Source organism: Modestobacter sp. L9-4 (assembly GCF_019112525.1).
Lineage (GTDB): Bacteria > Actinomycetota > Actinomycetes > Mycobacteriales > Geodermatophilaceae > Modestobacter.
Window position 1 is genome coordinate 749,932 of sequence record NZ_CP077800.1, and the last position, 16,511, is coordinate 766,442.

Sequence of the window (16,511 nt, forward strand, 5' to 3'; positions counted from 1 at the left end):
GTTAGCCTAACCGACCAACGGTGGTCGAGGTCCGGTTTCGACCCAGTTCGGTACAGATCCGGTCGACGACCGCGTCGGGGTCCTCGTGCTCCCAGAACCGCAGCACCCGCCAGCCCAGCCCGGTGAGGACGGCGTCGGTGCGCCGGTCGCGCGCGGTGTTGGCGGCCAGCTTCTCCGCCCACCACGCACTGTTGGCGCTCGGCTGGTGACCGCAGGTGGGGCAGGCGTGCCAGAAGCAGCCGTCGACGAAGACGACCAGCTTCCGGCCCTTCCACACGAGGTCGCCGCGGGCCCGGGTGTCCCGGCAGGGCCGGACGTCGACCCGGAACCGCACACCGCGGGCGTGCAGCCGCCGGCGGACGGCCAGCTCGGGCACGGTGTCGCGGCGGCCCTGCCGGCGGAACCTGTCCCGCACCGCCGCCGACGTCGGCGGCGGTGCGCGGCGCAGGTCGACCGGTGGCGGGGCCGGCCGCAGGGCGTGCCGGAGGTCGACCGGGGGCGAGGTCATCGGCCGGTGGCGATCTCCACCAGCCGGCACAGGCCGTTGACCAGCCGCAGCTGGTCCGGGGTCTGCACCGGCGAGGTGAGCAGCGCCGGGCTGCCGACCAGGTAGGCGACGGTCTTGGCGCGGGACAGCGCCACGTTGAGCCGGTGCCGGTCGAGCAGGAAGTCCAGCCGCCGCGGCACGTGCGCACCACTGGAGGCGGCGAGGGAGAACACCGCGACCGCCGCCTCCCGGCCCTGGAACTTGTCGACCGTGCCGACCTCGACCCCGGCCAGCCCGACCGCGGCCAGCGCACTGCGCACCTGGTTGACCTGGGCGTTGTAGGGCGTGACCACCAGGACGTCGGCGGGGCCCATGACCCGGTCGACCCCGCCGCTGCGCCACCGGCGGCCCATCAGGTCCGTGACCAGCGCGGCGACGACCTCGGCCTCCTCGCGCGAGGCCGCCCCGTTGCCCTCGTGCACCACCGGGACCCAGCCGATGCCCGCCGGTGCCGCCCACCGCGCGGGGACGTCGAGGGCGTTGCCGGCGGTGACCGGTGCCGGCTGCAGCTCCCCGCTGTAGGACAGGTCGGACACGACCCGGCACAGCGCCGGCGCCATCCGCCAGCTGCGGTCGAGGAAGACGCCCCGGTCGGCGGGGAGCACCGCGTCGCTGCCGAGCACGTGCTGGAGCGCGGAGACGTCGGCGCCCTCGGGGTGGATGCCGGCGCCGGGCTGGCGCAGCTGTTGCGGGTCGCCGAGCAGGACCAGGTTGGCCGCCGCCCGGCTGACGGCCAGCGTGCGCGCCAGCGACAGCTGCCCGGCCTCGTCGACCACCAGCACGTCGAGCCGGCCTGCGAGCTCGGGCCGGACGAACAGCCACGAGGTACCGGCGACCAGGTCGACGTCGCCGGCGTCGAGGGCGTCGACCACCTGGTTGTTCGACCCGACACAGCGCACGTCCGCATCACCGCAGCGCTGCGCGTCGTCGGCCTTCTGCAGCGCCCGCACGGCCACGCCCGCCTCCCGCGCGGCGACCATCACCGCGTCGAGCAGGTTGCCGATCACCTTGTGGCTGGAGGCGGTGAGCCCGACCCGGCGGCCGGCCCGGACCAGCTCGACCACGGCCCGCGCACCGGTGTACGTCTTGCCCGCACCGGGCGGGCCCTGCACGGCGAGCACCCCGCCGTCGAGCAGCCCGGCCAGCCGCTGCACCGCGGCCGCCGACCCCTCCCCCGGCTCGCGCTGCGGCGCCCCGGGCAGCAGCCGCGGCGGCCGGCGCAGCAGCAGGTCGCGCGCCCCGCGGGACGGGCCGGGCCCGTCGATGCCGCTGCCGGCGACCTGCTCGCCCAGGTCGTGCAGCGCGGCCCGGAACAGCTTGTCGCTGGGCGGGGAGGTGGGCAGCAGACCGGTCGGGTGCTCGGCTCCCAGACCGGCACGGCGGGCCACCACCACCCAGCCGGCGGTCGGGTCGATCTCCACCACCGAGCTGGTCGCGCGGGTGCCGTCGGCCGCGGCGAGCAGGTGCTCGTAGCGGTTGCCGGCCGACACCTTGGTCTCCTGCGGCGGGAAGCGGTAGCGCCAGTGCTCCGACCGCCCGCTCACCCCGAGCAGCTCCGCCCCCTCCAGCGGACCCAGCGCCGGGTTCTCCCGTTCCAGGTCCTCGGCGGTGAGGTCGCGCAGCCGGAAGTACTCCCACCACGCCGAGCGGGCCTCCCGGGCGTCCCAGCCCAGCTGCTGGGCCAGCAGCCAGGTGGCCTCCTGCTCGGGCGTGCGACCGGTCTCGGGCAGCCCGGCGAGCAGCCGGTCCTCCAGCGCCTCGCGCAGCACCTGGGCCGCGGCGTTCTCCGCCGAGCCGTCGGGGTCGCCGTCCTGCGGCCGGGCCAGGCCGGCCCCACCGGCGAGCAGCTCGGTGCGCCGCTCCTCCAGCCAGTCGCGCAGCTCGAGGGTGGAGACGCAGTCGTCGCGGTTGTAGGCCTCGATCTCCTCCAACAGCTGCTGGTCGCGGGTGGCCAGCCAGCGCTCGAAGGCCACGATGCTCTCGCCGGCGTCGGAGACCTGCGCGCCGTGCGCCCGGGTGTGGCCGCGGTAGTAGTCCTCGACCTGCTTGATCGAGTAGGACTCCTTGCTCAGCCGCAGCCCCTGCCGGACCACGGCGTAGAGGTCGACGAGCACGTCGGCGCGCAGCAGCCGGTCGACCTCGGCCTCCCGGGTGCGCAGCCGCGCCGACAGGGTCTTCAGCCGGGTCGGCTCGTAGGGCGCGTAGTGGTAGACGTGCATGGTCGGGTCGGCGGCGTACGCGGCGGTCAGCTGGTCGACGACGGCCTCGAAGGCGGCCCGCTCGGCGGCGGACTGGTCGTCGGCGGCGGGGTCGCAGCCCCAGTGGGCGGTGAAGTGCCCCGCGGTGTCCAGGACGCCCCACAGGTACTCCAGGCCCGCGTCACCGGCGAACGGGTCGCCCTCGATGTCGAAGAAGAGGTCACCGGAGCTGGGCGGGGGCAGCAGCTGGAACCCGCGGCCGGCCTCGCGCGGGAGGAACTCGTAGGAGGGCAGCCCGGTGGTGCGCTCGTCGAGCTGGAGCCGGGCCTGCTGGGTCAGCCGCTGCGCCGACGTGCGGCCGATCGACTCGGGGAGCTCCTCGGGCCGGCGGACGCCGAGCGCGGCCACGGTGGGGATGCCGGCCTCGACGAGGGTGTTGGCGTGGTCGCGGCGCATGGTCGCGACCAGCGACAGCGAGTCCTCGGCGCGCCACCGCTCGGTGCAGGTCTCCCGCCACGGGCAGACCCCGCAGTGCGCGTTCGGGTACGGCGGCGCGAGCTCCCCGTCGGCCAGCCGGGACAGGAAGCGGGCGCGGGCCGCGCGGGTGTAGGCCGCCGCGTCGGCGTAGCGGAAGACCAGCTCCTGCTGGTCGCCGGTGACCACGGTGAGCAGCTCCGGCGGCACGCCCTGCAGGCCGGCGAGCAGGTCGCCGTAGAGGGCCATCTGCAGCAGCGCGGGGACCTTGATCCGCCGGGCGAGCTTGGTGTCGGCGACGTCGTAGGCCCACGGGCCCAGGTCGCTGGCCCGGTCGGTGCGCTTGAGCAGGAAGTCGGCGTGCCCGCGCCAGGTGCCGTCGAAGAAGGTGGCCTGGTAGACGACGTCGGCGCCGGCGCGCATGGCGGCGAGCGTCTCGGCCTGCGCGCGGAGCAGCCCCGCGGCGTCCTTGCCGGCGACGCCGGCGATCTCGACGACGTCCAGGCCGCGGTCGCGCAGCCGCTGGACGTGCCGGGCCTCGTGCGCGATGCCGTGCTCGGCGACCAGCGCGGTCATCGGGTCGACCGCCGGCGGCCGGCCGCGCTGACCCCGGGCGACCTCCACCGACAGCCGGGTGAGGTGCTCGCACTCCAGGAAACCGGTCAGGTCGCTCGCGCTGACCACCAGCCCGCCCTCGACCTCGTACACGTCTCCCCCTCTCGCCGACCCCCCGGTGGAGGAACTCGGGTGACCGTACGACGGGGGTACGACGCTTCTCCGCGGTCGGACGCGGCCCCGGCCGGGTGGGCGCGGCTGACGTAACACCCACTTAACCTGCACAGACACCCACCGATGTGTCTTTCGGCCCATCCGGCGATGTGTCCTCGCCGACGGCACACCTACACCCTCGCCCCGGACAGGGGGGTGACCGTGCGGCGCCGCCCCGACACCGGTAGGAAGCACCTGTGACGGCGACCCTGAACTCCGTGGCCGCCGCTGCCGGGGTGAGCACGAGCACCGCCAGCCGGGCACTGTCCGGCCATCCCGCGGTGCTGCCCTCGACCCGCGCCCGGGTCGAGGCCGCCGCGGTGGCGCTGCGGTACCAGCCCAACCGGATGGCCAGCGCGCTGCGCACGCGGCGCAGCGGGCTGATCGGGCTGGTGGTGAACAACCTGCGCACCGCGACGTTCCACACCATCGCCGAGACGCTGCAGGCCTGGGCGGCCGAGGAGCAGTACGAGGTGCTGGTCTGCACCACCGGCGGTGACCCGGCGCGTGAGGCGGCGTTCCTGCAGACCATGCGCCAGCACCGCTTCGACGGGGTGGTCGTGGCGGGCACGGGTGCCAACACCGAGCTGGTCAACACCCTCGTGCAGGAGGGCCAGGCGGTCGTCACGATGAACCGCGAGGTGCCCGGTTCGCTGGCGCCGTCGGTCATGTCGGCCTACGAGACCGCCGCCCGGGTGGCCACCGGCCACCTGCTGGAGCTCGGGCACGTGCGGATCGCCGCGATCGAGGGCCCGTCGCACATCACCTCCGGCCGGCTGCACCACGCCGGCTTCGTCGGCGCGATGGCCGACGCCGGTGTGCCGGTGCTCGAGGACCTGGTGCTGCGCGGCCCCTTCACCCCCGACTTCGGCCGGCAGGCGGCCACCGAGCTGCTGGCGCTGCCGGAGCCGCCGACGGCGCTGCTGATCAGCAACCACGAGGCGTCGTTCGGCGCACTGCCGGTGATCGGCGGGAGCGGGCTGCCGGTGCCGGAGCACCTGTCGGTGATCTGCACCGAGGACGAGCCGTTCTACGCCTGGTGGTCCCCGCCGCTGACCACGGTCGACAACCGGGCGGAGCTGCTGGCCCGGCGCGCGGCGGAGCTGCTGCTCGAGCAGCTCGCCGGGATGGCCGGCGACTACCCGGTCCAGCGCGCGGAGCTGGTCGACCCCGAGCTGGTGCTGCGCGGCTCCACCGCCCCGCCGCGCTGACCCCGCCGGTTCGCGGCGACCGCGGTCAGCAGCGCGAGACCCCACAGCAGGAACCAGGCGTCCCAGCAGAGCACGTGCCAGCGCAGGGCCCGCTCGTCGGCTACCGGCCCCAGGTCCAGCACGCCGGTGAGCACCGCTCCACCGAGCAGCACGTTGGCCCCGCCCCACAGCGTGAGCAGGACGCCGGCGAGACCGCCGAGCACCCGCACCGCGCGTCCCGGGCGGCGCAGCAGCGCCAGTGCCAGGACGGCGGCCACCAGCTTGGCGACCACGACCGCGCCGCCGAGCAGGACCGCCGCACCGCCGCCCTCCCGGGCGAGGGACTCCAGCTGCCCGCCGACGGTGTCCAGCAGCGCCGTCCCACCGAGCGTCCAGTACGCCGTCGTCACCGCGGAGGCTAGGGCCAGGACCGCGGCGAGGACGGCGGCGGCGCGGGCCACCGCCGTCCTCCGCCGGTCCAGGTCAGTCCTGCGGCTTGGCCATGACCTTGTGCGCGGCGGCCTTCACCGCGTCGGGCAGCACCTTGTTCATCGCCGCCTGCGCCTTGGTGGCCTTCGAGGCCGCGACGACCTTGCGCTCGCCGGCCATCAGCGCCTCGAAGCCCTGCGCGGCGACCTCGTCGGCGCCGTCCTTCGGGCCCTGGCCCATGGCGGTGTCCTCGAGGCCGGCGCGGGAGAAGAACTCCGTGTCCACCGGGCCGGGCATCAGCGAGGTGACGGTGACGGCGGAGTCCTTGTCCTTGAGCTCGGCCTGCACGGCCTCGGTCAGCGACTGGACGAAGGACTTCGAGGCGTTGTAGACCGGCTGGTAGGCGCCGGGCATCGTCGAGGCGATCGAGGAGGTGACCAGGATTCGGCCGGAGTCGCGGGCGGTCATCTCGACCAGCGCGAGCTTCAGCAGCGCGGCGGTGGAGACCACGTTGAGCTGCATGATCGACAGGTCGTCGGCCCAGTCGGTGTCGACGAAGGCGCCGCTCTCCCCGACCCCGGCGTTGAGCGCGGCGGCCTCCAGCGGCCGGCCGAGCGCCTGAACCTCCGACCACAGCTGCGCCACGCCCTGCTCGGTGCGCAGGTCGGCCTGGACCGGGACGACGCGGGCGCCGGAGGCCTGGATCAGCATCGCTGCCTTCTGGATGCCGGCGTCCTCGGCGTTCACCACGACGTCGTACCCGTGCTCGGCGAACTGCTTGGCCAGCTCGAAGCCGATGCCGCTGGAGGCACCGGTGACGAGCGCGAGGGGCCGGACCTGGATCTCGGTGATGTTCTCGGTCATGACCGGCGCGGTACCCCAGCCGACCGGGGAGACACCCCTCAGGGCCAGATCAGCCGCAGCGCCCGGAGGACGTTCCCGCCCAGCACCTTGGTGATCTCCTCGTCGGTGAACCCGTCGCGCACCAGCCAGGCGGCGATGTTGTGGAAGGACTCGGTCGGGTTCTCCAGCCCGTCGACGTAGGGCACCCGGTCAGGCACCGGAGCGCCGGGCCGGGGCTCGGTCGACAGCAGCCCGGCGAAGGTGGTGTGCAGCCCGACGTGGTCGCCGTACAGGGTGTCCGGGCCGAACCCGACCGCGTCGATGCCGACCAGGTCCAGGCAGTACCGGAAGTGGTCCATCACCGAGGCGATCGAGTGCCGCGGGTGCTCGTGCGACACGGTGGTGTGCGGCGCGGCCGACATCCCGATCACCCCGCCGGTGTCGGCGACGGCGCGCAGCACGTCGTCCCCCTTGAGCCGCGGGATGTCCCAGACCGCCCGCGCACCGGCATGGGTGATGAAGACGGGTGCGTCGGAGGCCGCACAGGCGTCGATGCCGGTCCGGTCGGAGGAGTGCGAGACGTCGACGGCCAGCCCGAGCTGGTTCATCCGGCGGACGGCGCGGCGGCCGAGCGCGGTGAGCCCACCGTCGACGATCTCGTTGAGCCCGGTGCCGAGGGCGTTGGAGTCGGAGTAGGCGATGCCGATCTGCCGGATGCCCAGGCCGAACAGGACGTCGAGCTTGTCCAGGTCGTTGCCGATCGGGGTCGCCGCCTCCAGCCCGAACACCAGCCCGACCCCACCGGCGGCGTGCGTGGCCTCGATGTCGGCGACGGTGCGGATCACGCCCACGCCGTCCTGGTGGGCGAGGTCGGCCAGCCGCATCCCGAGGTCGAGCACGACGTCGTCCCACTGCCACGGCGCGTTGCCGGTGACGCAGGCGGTGCCGTCCATCATGTTGTCGAACACGACGGTCAGCCCGGACTCCCGCAGCCCGGTGAAGGCGGTGTGCTGCCGGCCGGTGCGGTTGTAGCGCGGGGTGTCGGCCATGTCGGCGGGGAAGAGCACCGGGTGGTCGTGCAGGCTGATCGTGACGTTCTCCGCCAGCAGCCGCTCGGCCCGGGCGACCTGGTCGGCGGTGAACCCGCCGTCGTAGGCGGGCACCCGGCCGGACTCCGGGGTGAGCGGGACGACGGGCAGGCCGAGGTCGCCGGCTAGATAGTCGAACGAGCGGTACCCCGACTGGTGGTCGTAGGACGAGTAGGTCATCGGGTCCCTCCAGCGGCGAGGCCGTCCCACAGTGCGGCCCAGGCGCGCATGCCCTCGGCGATCCGCGCGATGCGCATGAACTCGTTGGGCGCGTGGTGCTTCTCGTCGGCGGTGGCGAAGGAGAAGAACAGCGTCTTGGCCCCCAGCACCTCCTCGAACAGCGTGGTGGCCGGCAGGGTGCCGGCGATGACCGCGAGCAGCACCTCCTGGCCCGGGTAGACCTCGGCCAGCGCAGCCCGGGCGGCGAGCACCGCGGGGTGGTCGGGCTCGATCCGGTAGGCCGGCACCCGGCCGGGGTCGGCGCGCACCTCCACCCGGACGCCGGGGACGTCGAGCCCGGCGACGTGCGCGGTGATCGCGGCGACGACCCGCTCGGGGTCCTGCTGCCCGACCAGCCGGCAGGACACGTGGCCGGTGGCCCGGTGCGGGATGACGGTGTACTTGCCGCCGGCGGTGATGCCGTTGACCTCCAGCGTGGGCCGCTCCCACAGCCGGGCCAGCGTGGAGTACCCGGCCTCGCCGACCAGCTCCGGGACGCCGAGGCCCGCGCGGTACTCCTCCTCGTCGAAGGCGACGGCGTCGATCTCCGCCCGACGCTGCGCCGACAGCTCGTCGACCCCGTCGAGGAACCCGTCGACGGCGACGGAGCCGTCGGCGGCGTGCAGCGAGGCCAGCACCGTGGCCAGCGCGTGCACCGGGTTGGCCACGGTGCCGCCGTACCGGCCGGAGTGCAGGTCCTCGGTGGCTCCGGTGACCTCGACGTCCAGGGCGACCAGGCCCTTGGACGCGATGGAGATCGAGGGCTCGGTCGGCCGCCACATCGCGCCGTCGGCGGAGATGACCAGGTCGCAGGCCAGCTCCGCGGCGTGCGCGCGCACGTAGCCGGGCAGGTGCGGGCTGCCGATCTCCTCCTCCCCCTCCAGCAGGAAGCGCACGTTGAGCGGCAACGCCCCGCGCTCGGCCAGCAGCGCCTCGGCCATGGCCAGCACAAGCAGCACCGGTCCCTTGTCGTCGGTGACCCCACGCCCGCGCAGCACGTCCCCGTCGACCACCAGCTCGAACGGCTGCGTGTGCCACTCGGCGAGGTCGCCGGTGGGCTGGACGTCGTAGTGCCCGTAGACCAGCACGGTCGGGGCGCCGGGGGCACCGAGCCACTCGCCGCGCACCACCGGGAAGCCGTCGGTCTCCTCGACCCGGCCAGCGGCCCAGGACAGCCGGGCGGCCAGCCAGTCGGCGGCCGCGCGCATGGTCGCAGGCAGCGCGCTGCGGCTGTCGCTGGGGATCGCCACGTACTCGGTGAGCGCGGCCAGGAAGCCCGGCGGCAGGGTGTCGACCGGTGCGGTCATCGCAGGATCTCCTCACGCGTGCGGCGGGCCGCGACGAGCGCCGCGGTCCGGGCCATCTCGTTGCCGACCACCATCAGGCCCTCGTCCACGCCCATCCCGGGCTTGGCCAGCACCTGGCTCGCCTGGCACGCCATCGCCACGTGCGCGCTGACCTGCGCGGAGCGGTCGGTCTCGTTGCAGGTGCCGCCGCAGTAGGCCTCCAGCCCGGCGGCGCGCACCAGCAGCAGCGCCTCGACGGTGTCGGTGAGCGAGCCCAGGTCCGGCGTCTTCACGTGCACGACGTCGGCGGCCCGGGCGTCGACGAAGGCCCGGACGTCGTCCAGGGTGTTGCACCACTCGTCGACCACGATCCGCACGGTGCTGCCGAGCCGGGCGAGCTCGGCGCGCAGCAGCACGTAGGTGTCCAGCTGGGCGGCGGTGCTGCCGGCGTCGATCGGGTGCTCGACGGCGAGCTCGAACGGCGCGCACATCTCCCCCAGCACGGCCAGGTAGGCGGCGACCGCGCGCACGTCGCCGCCGAAGGCGAGGCCCGGCGTGCCGTAGGTGTCCACGTGCAGCCGCGGCCGGTAGCCGCCGTCGGGACGCAGCTTGCCGATCCGGGCGACGAGCCAGCGCAGGTACTCCGTCAGCCCCCAGCCCTCGGGCCCGAAGGCGGCCGGGGAGTTGAACAGCCCGTGCGGCAGGACGTCGACGCCCTTGAGGATCATCTTGTCCGCGTTGAGGTACCGGTCGTCGCCGGTCTGGGCGTACAGCGGCACGGGCACCAGCGGCGCACCGGTGGCGTACTCGTCCCGCACCACCTCGGCCATCGTGACCCGGGCCGCCCGGGCTGCGGCCCCGAGCAGCGCCTGGCTGACGCCGTACCGGATCGCGGTGTGCAGCCCGCCGTCCAGCTCCTCCGCGAGCGCCCGGAAGCCGGTCACCTCCCGGCCCACCAGCCAGGGCGCGACGGACCCGGCGACCTCGACGGCGGCCACCTCGGCCGAGAACACCGGGTCGCGCCCGCCGGCACCGCTGTACTGCACGGCGGCGCAGTCACCGAACTCGACCGAGCCGTCGTCGAGCACCAGCAGCACCGACAGCGCCTCACCCGCCTGCCGGACGGCGGTGAACCCCGGGGTGCGGGGCGGCCCGGTGTAGCCGAACCCGTCGTGCTCGGCGCCGGCCCGGATGGCGGCCTGGTCGTCGGCGAAGAACCCGCCGCGGACCGGGACGGCGAGGACGTCGGCGATCCGCGGCGGGACCATCAGCCGGCCAGCATGGTCTTGATGGAGCGGCGCTCGTCCATCGCGGCGTAGCCCTCGGCGACCCGCTCCAGCGGCAGGGTCAGGTCGAACACCGGGCTCGGGTCGAGCCGGCCGCTGGTCACCCGGTCGATCAGGTCGGGCAGGTAGCGGCGCACCGGCGCGATGCCCGCACCCACGGTGAGGTGCGAGCGCACGATCGGGAACAGCGGCAGCTCCGGCATCTGGTGCGGGATGCCGACGGCGCCGACGTGGCCACCGGCCCGGGCCATGCCCAGCGCCATCTCCCACGACTCCGGGGTGCCCACGGCCTCGACCACGAACGGGACTCCGCGACCGCCGGTGAGCTCGCGGACCGCCGCGATCCCCTCCGCGCCGCGCTCGGCGACGACGTCGGTGGCCCCGAACGTGCGCCCGAGCGCGGTCCGGTCGGCGTGCCGGCTCATCAGGATCACCCGCTCCGCACCCAGCACCTGCGTCGCGCCGAGCACCGCGCACAGCCCGACGGCGCCGTCGCCGATGACCGCGACGGTCGAGCCCTCGGTCACCCCGGCGAGCACGGCACCGTGCAGCCCGGTGGCCATCACGTCGGTCAGCGCGAGCAGCGCGGTCAGCCGGGCGTCGTCCACGCCGTCCACCCCGCCGGGGACGACGACCAGCGTGCCGTCGGCCTGCGGCACCCGCACCGCCTCGCCCTGACCGCCGTCGGTGCCGGGTGCGCCGAAGGTGCCGCCGTTGTCGCACTTGCTCTGCAGGCCCTCGGCGCACGCCGGGCAGGTGTTGTCCGACCAGGTGAACGGGGCGACGACCAGGTCACCGGGGCGCACCGAGGTGACCTCGGCGCCGACGTCGGTGACCACGCCGAGGAACTCGTGGCCCTGCCGGCCGCCGGCGGCGCGGGTGACGATGCCGCGGTAGGACCACAGGTCCGAGCCGCAGATGCAGGACCGCAGGACCTGGACGACGGCGTCGGTGGGCTCGGCGACCGCGGCGTCGGGGACGTCCTCGACGGTGACGACGCCGGCGGCCTGGTAGAGGGCAGCGCGCATGGGGAGATCTCCTAGGGGTGGGTGGGCCGGGACGCGGCTGCGTGGGTGGGGAGGGCGGCGGCGAACGCGGCCAGCTCGTCGAGGTTGGCCACCTCGTTGACGCGGCGGCCCTGCTCGATGTCGTGCACGATCTCGCCGATCTTGGCGAAGATCGGACCGTCCAGGTCGCGCAGCATGCTGTCGATCTCGGTCTTCCGCTTCCGGACGACGAGGTCGCGGTGGATGCCGCTGTACTGCTTGGCGCTGCGCCGGTTGAAGGCGGCCAGCCGGTCGAGCGAGCCCTCCAGGTCGGCGGGGTCGAAGCCGTCGAAGCTCTCCACCGGCACCGGCGCCTGGGCCAGCACCTCACGGGCCAGGGCGATCATCAGCGGCTGGTACTCAGGCCGCTCGAGGCTCTCGGCGATGGTCAGGTCGGAGACCGCGCCGGCCCACAGCATCGCGCCGTAGGCCTCCTTGCCCCACAGGTAGCCGAGCACGTTGGCCGTCGGCTGGGCGTAGGGCAGCAGCTCGGCGAGCTCGCGCACCCGCGGGGTGATCTCCCCGCCGGCCAGCTCCCCGATGTGGAAGGCCGCGACGTTGCCCTGCACGATCCGCCCCGGGCCCAGGTAGTCGGCGCCCACGTTGATGAAGCTGGAGATGACCCGGTCGGCACCCAGCACGTCGACCAGGACGTCGGCGGTCAGCCCGTTCTGCACGGTGAGGACGTGGCCGCCCGGTGCCAGCCGGTCGCGCAGCAGCTCGGCGGCGGCCGGGGTGTGGTGGCTCTTGACGGCAACGACCGCCCGGTCGATCACGTCGGGCAGCCCGTCCGGCGTCACGGCAGGCACCTGCACCGTGAACTCCGCGACCGGGCCCTCGATCGACAGGCCGCCGGCGTTGATCGCGGCCACGTGCTCGGTGTCGACGTCGCAGAGCAGGACGTCGCCGCCGGCCCGGGCCACGTGTGCGGCCAGCGTCCCGCCGATGGCGCCGGCCCCGATGAAGACCAGCGGTGAGCTCACGCCGGCACGACCCGGTCGAGGAAGCCGCGCATCGTCGACTGGAAGAGCTCGCGCTCCTCGTTCTGCGGCGAGTGCCCGGACTCCTCGAACACCACCAGCTCGGCGTTCGGCAGCAGCGAGGCGATGGTCTCCGAGGAGCTCACCGGGGTGACCCAGTCGTACCGGCCGACGGTGACCAGCGTCGGCGCCGTCACCGCGGGGAGGTCGGCCTTGAGGTCGTAGCTGCCCCAGTTGTGCTGGAAGCACCAGTTGTGCGCCTCGTGCCGGTAGTGCCCGGCCTCCACGGCGGCCGCGCTCTTCACCGGGTCGTAGTGCTTGTCGTAGAGCGGGATCAGCTCGGACCAGAGCTGCTTGAGGTCGGCGTCGTCCCGGGTCTCGCCGTGCCAGTACCGGTTGAACCGCTCCCAGTCGATCTCCACCCGGTCCTGGTTGCGGGCGTTCTCGAACGCCAGCTCCAGGTTGGACCCGTCGGCGGAGGTGTCCCGCAGGACCATCGCCTGCACCCGGCCGGGGTACCGGACGGCGTACTCGAGGGCGATGAAGCCGCCGTAGGAGCCGCCCGTGACCACGATCTGCTCGGCACCGGTCCACTCGCGCAGGCCCTCGACGTCGGCGGCCCACTGCTCGTGGGAGTAGGGCGCGATGCCCTCGCTCGTGCCGCAGCCGCGGGCGTCGAAGACGACGACCCGGAAGCGGTCGGCCAGCGGGCCGAAGGTGGAGCGGGGCTCGGCCAGCGAGCCGATGCCGCCGCCGCCGTGGTGGGCGATGAGCACCGGCCCGTCCTCGGGGCCGGACACCTCGACGGTGAGCCGGCAGCCGTTGATGGTCAGGTCCATGCGTGCTCCTCTGCAGTGGCCAGACCGGTGGTCCAGCGGGTGATGACGTCGTCGAGCACCGGCAGCGGCAGCGCACCGCTGCCGAGCACGGCGCCGTGGAAGCCGACGAGGTCGAAGCGGTCGCCCAGCGCCGCGGTGGCGCGCTCGCGGAGCCGGACGATCTCGCGCTTGCCGATCACGTAGGCCAGCGCCTGGCCCGGCCAGCAGATGTAGCGGTCGACCTCGCTGGCCGCGTTGTCTCGGGTGGTCGCGGTGTTGTCGAGCATGAACTGCACGGCCCGCTCGCGGGACCAGCCGAAGGCGTGCAGCCCGGTGTCGACGACCAGCCGGCAGGCCCGCAGCGAGGCGAAGGACAGCATGCCCAGCAGCGCGACGTCGCCGCTGTAGAGCCCCATCTCCTCGGCCAGGGACTCCGCGTACAGCCCCCAGCCCTCGTTGAAGCTGCACGCCTCCACGTCGAGGTGCTGGCGGTAGCGGGGCAGGTCGAGGGTCTGCGCGGTGGCCAGCTGCAGGTGGTGGCCGGGCACCGACTCGTGGAAGGCCAGCGCCTCGTACTCGAACCGGAAGCGCTCGGTGGGGTGGGTGGCCTGCAGCACGTGCGCGCCGGGCCGGCTGCCGTCGACGGCGGGCGGCCGGTAGTAGGCCATCGCCGCACCCGCGGCGTCGACCGGGTCGATCTCCTCGATCACGCACGCCGGGATGTCGAAGTGGGGGAACCAGTCGTCCTGCACGGCCTGGGCACGATGCAGCGCCTGCTCGGCGACCTCGACGATCTGCGCGCTGGTCTCGAACCGGAGCGCCGGGTCGGCGCGCAGCCGCGCGGCGATCTCGGGGAACGTGTCGACGCCCAGCGCCCGGGCGCCGATCCCCAGCCAGCGCGGGCGCAGCTCGGCCAGGGTGTCCAGGCCGATCTGGTGCACCTGCTCGGGGGTGAGGTCGGTGGTGGTGTGCCGGGCGACCGCGTCGACGTAGGCCGCAGCTCCGCCGGGGACGTTGCTGATGCCGACGGCGTCGTCGGGCCGGGCGCCGGGCAGCAGCGCGCGCAGCTGGTCGACCAGCACCGTCATCGCCGGGCGCACCTCTGCTCGCACCGTCTCCTTCGCACGCTCGCGCAGCGCGGGGTCCGCACCGGCCGTGGGGGCGAGCAGCGCGTCGTCGTCCAGGTCCCGCTCGAGGTGGCCGGTGAGCTGGCCGATCGCGTGCTGGAGGCCCAGCTGGGTGGAGACCCGCCCGGCAGCGGCCTCCTCGGCGTACCGCTGCGCGAGGGCGGTGAAGAAGGCGCCGAGCCCGCCCAGCCGCGACTCGTACCGGGCGGCGGAGTCCGCGTCGGTGATCGTCATGGCCGGCACCGCCTGGAAGACCAGCCCCTGCCGGCTGACGTAGCCCTTGGCCGAGGCGTTGGCCGCCCACAGCGCGTGGTGGGCGTCCCGGCCGGCGCCACGGGACAGCACGGTGAGCACACCGAGGTCGACCCGGCCGGCGTCGTCGAGCTCGCCCGCGTCGATCGCCGCGATCTCCGCGTCGAGGGCGGCGAACGCCGCCGCCGCGGCCTCGCTCGCCGCCCGGCTGGGGTCACCGGCCAGGCCGTCGAAGTCGGTGATCCCGAGCAGCGTGGCGTTGTAGGGGTCGTAGGTGTGCTGGGTGCGGAAGTACCGCTCGCCGAGCTCGGCGAGCCTCGCTGCTGCCTGCGTCAAGGTCCCTGTCCCGATCGGTCTAGAAGAGTGAGTGGCCGCCGTCGATGGACAGCGTCTGGCCGCTGACCCACCCGGCCGCGGGGACGGCGAAGAACAGGACGCCGCGGGCGATGTCCTCCGGCGTCCCGGTGGCCCGGACGGCGATCCGCTCCAGCAGCGCCTGCTGACCGTCGGGGCCGTAGCTCTCCCACTGCGCCTGGGTGGTGGGGTTGGAGAGCACGAAGCCCGGCGCGATGCAGTTGACGGTGATGCCGTGCGGGCCCAGCTCGTGGGCCATCTGCCGGGTGAAGCCGATCTGCGCGGCCTTGGCCGAGGCGTAGGCCTGGATCCCGGTGAGGCTCACGCTGCGACCGGCGCCGGAGGAGATGACGACGATCCGGCCGTACCCGCGGCGCTTCATGGTGCGGGCCGCGGCGCGGGTGCAGTTCATCGTCGTCCGCAGGTTGGCGTCGACGACGGCGTCCCACGCGGCGTCGGTGAGCTCGTCGATCGGCACGTGCGTCTGGCCGGTCACCCCGCCGGCGTTGTTGACCAGCACGTCGACGTCGCCGACACCGGCGAAGAACTCCTCGACCTCGGCGGTGACCGACAGGTCCACGGTGTCGCGGTCGACCTCGTGCACCGTGGCCCCGGCCTCGCGCAGCGTGCGGGCGATGGCCTGCCCGATGCCCTGCGCGGTCCCGGTGACCACCGCGACCCTGCCCTCGAGCTCACCCATCCTGGTCCTCCTCGGTGTCGTCGTCCTCGTCGTCGGGTTCGGGTCCGGCGCGGAAGGCGCGGTGGATGACCACCGACTCCTCCCACTGCCGCATGCGGTCCAGCCCCGCGGTGCCGACCCGCTGGAACACGCCCTCGACCAGCGCCTCGACCAGCACGATCAGCCCGGCGAAGGAGTCGAACGGCACGCCGTCCACCGCGATCGGCAGCACGACGTCGGCGTCGTCGGCGGCCGGGGACAGCTCCTCGTCGGTGATCACCAGGACCGCGGCGCCCTGCTGCCGGGCCAGTGCGGCCAGCCGCTTGGCCGGCAGCTCGTGCCGGCGCAGGTCGAAGATGACGGCCACGGAGTCCCGGCCCATCGACAGGTAGCGGCCGATGTCGCGGCCCAGGGGTTCGCCGACGAACTGGACGCCGGGCACCAGCTGGTCCAGCTGCAGGGCCAGGATCTGCCCGACGAAGCGGGAGAAGTAGCCGCCGCTGACCACGATGCTGCGGGCCGGGGTGGCCAGCAGCGCGACCGCCGCCTCGAACTCGCTCGGGGGGACGGTCGCGGCCAGCCGCTCCACCAGGCCCAGCCGCTGGGTGACCGAACGCTGGAACAGCGTCCCGTCGCCCTCGCCGGTGAGCCGGTCGGCGGCCCGGCTGACCGGGGAGTTCAGCCGCTGGGTGACCTCCTCGCGCAGCCGCTCCTGGAACTCCGGGTAGCTGCCGATGCCGATCCGGGCCACCAGCCGCAGCACCGTGGGCGTGCTGGTGCCCGCCGTCCGGGCCAGCGTCGCCGCACTGGCCAGCCCGGCGCTCGGGTAGTTGGCCAGCAGCGAGCGGGCCACCTTCTTCTCCGCCGGCGTCAGCTCGTCCATCCGGACGAACACCTCGTCGCTGATGGGTGTCATGCGCCCTCCCC

At 74.2% G+C, this 16,511-nt stretch carries 14 protein-coding genes; 1 reads left to right on the top strand and 13 read right to left on the bottom strand.

The annotated features are described in order from the left end of the window. Position 1 precedes the first annotated feature (1 nt). Entirely contained in the window at positions 2 to 508 is a 507-nt protein-coding gene (locus tag KUM42_RS03550; RefSeq protein WP_237494985.1) for a very short patch repair endonuclease, read from the bottom strand. After that, entirely contained in the window at positions 505 to 3,927 is a 3,423-nt protein-coding gene (locus KUM42_RS03555; RefSeq protein ID WP_237494987.1) for a TM0106 family RecB-like putative nuclease, read from the bottom strand. The genes KUM42_RS03550 and KUM42_RS03555 overlap by 4 nt, the downstream gene beginning before the upstream one ends. A gap of 257 nt (positions 3,928 to 4,184) precedes the next feature. On the opposite strand from KUM42_RS03555, the gene KUM42_RS03560 reads away from it, so the two are divergent. Next, positions 4,185 to 5,198: a LacI family DNA-binding transcriptional regulator gene (locus KUM42_RS03560; protein WP_237494989.1), complete on the top strand. Its 1,014-nt coding sequence runs from the start codon at positions 4,185 to 4,187 to the stop codon at positions 5,196 to 5,198. Here KUM42_RS03560 and KUM42_RS03565 read toward each other — a convergent pair. From KUM42_RS03565 to KUM42_RS03615, 11 genes are read right to left on the bottom strand one after another with little or no spacing between them, the layout of a single operon-like run. After that, the gene (locus KUM42_RS03565) at positions 5,126 to 5,638 is read right to left on the bottom strand and encodes a DUF3995 domain-containing protein (protein WP_237494991.1); all 513 of its coding nucleotides are present in this window, start codon (positions 5,636 to 5,638) and stop codon (positions 5,126 to 5,128) included. The genes KUM42_RS03560 and KUM42_RS03565 overlap by 73 nt on opposite strands. A gap of 22 nt (positions 5,639 to 5,660) precedes the next feature. Beyond that, positions 5,661 to 6,470, bottom strand: a complete 810-nt coding sequence (locus KUM42_RS03570; RefSeq protein WP_237494993.1) for an SDR family oxidoreductase — start codon at positions 6,468 to 6,470, stop codon at positions 5,661 to 5,663. Positions 6,471 to 6,508: 38 nt separating this feature from the next. Next, positions 6,509 to 7,717 carry a dipeptidase gene (locus KUM42_RS03575; protein WP_237494995.1) on the bottom strand — a complete coding sequence of 403 codons (1,209 nt, stop codon included), beginning with the start codon at positions 7,715 to 7,717 and terminating at the stop codon, positions 6,509 to 6,511. Further along, positions 7,714 to 9,063: a M20/M25/M40 family metallo-hydrolase gene (locus KUM42_RS03580; protein ID WP_237494997.1), complete on the bottom strand. Its 1,350-nt coding sequence runs from the start codon at positions 9,061 to 9,063 to the stop codon at positions 7,714 to 7,716. Before KUM42_RS03580 ends, KUM42_RS03575 begins: the two co-directional genes overlap by 4 nt. Then, positions 9,060 to 10,310, bottom strand: a complete 1,251-nt coding sequence (locus tag KUM42_RS03585; RefSeq protein WP_237494998.1) for a methylaspartate ammonia-lyase — start codon at positions 10,308 to 10,310, stop codon at positions 9,060 to 9,062. The genes KUM42_RS03580 and KUM42_RS03585 overlap by 4 nt, the downstream gene beginning before the upstream one ends. Continuing rightward, a complete protein-coding gene (locus tag KUM42_RS03590) occupies positions 10,310 to 11,356 on the bottom strand; it encodes an alcohol dehydrogenase catalytic domain-containing protein (RefSeq protein WP_237495000.1) in 1,047 nt (348 codons plus the stop codon). Before KUM42_RS03590 ends, KUM42_RS03585 begins: the two co-directional genes overlap by 1 nt. Positions 11,357 to 11,367: 11 nt before the next feature. Next, on the bottom strand, positions 11,368 to 12,357 hold the full coding sequence (locus KUM42_RS03595) for a ketopantoate reductase family protein (protein WP_237495001.1): 990 nt from the start codon (positions 12,355 to 12,357) through the stop codon (positions 11,368 to 11,370). Continuing rightward, positions 12,354 to 13,193 carry an alpha/beta fold hydrolase gene (locus tag KUM42_RS03600; protein ID WP_237495003.1) on the bottom strand — a complete coding sequence of 280 codons (840 nt, stop codon included), beginning with the start codon at positions 13,191 to 13,193 and terminating at the stop codon, positions 12,354 to 12,356. Before KUM42_RS03600 ends, KUM42_RS03595 begins: the two co-directional genes overlap by 4 nt. After that, positions 13,184 to 14,887, bottom strand: a complete 1,704-nt coding sequence (locus KUM42_RS03605) for a DUF885 family protein (RefSeq protein ID WP_237495005.1) — start codon at positions 14,885 to 14,887, stop codon at positions 13,184 to 13,186. The genes KUM42_RS03600 and KUM42_RS03605 overlap by 10 nt, the downstream gene beginning before the upstream one ends. Positions 14,888 to 14,906: 19 nt before the next feature. After that, the gene (locus KUM42_RS03610) at positions 14,907 to 15,605 is read right to left on the bottom strand and encodes an SDR family NAD(P)-dependent oxidoreductase (RefSeq protein ID WP_237495007.1); all 699 of its coding nucleotides are present in this window, start codon (positions 15,603 to 15,605) and stop codon (positions 14,907 to 14,909) included. Next, positions 15,598 to 16,500, bottom strand: a complete 903-nt coding sequence (locus KUM42_RS03615; RefSeq protein WP_237495009.1) for a MurR/RpiR family transcriptional regulator — start codon at positions 16,498 to 16,500, stop codon at positions 15,598 to 15,600. The genes KUM42_RS03610 and KUM42_RS03615 overlap by 8 nt, the downstream gene beginning before the upstream one ends. Positions 16,501 to 16,511 lie beyond the last annotated feature (11 nt).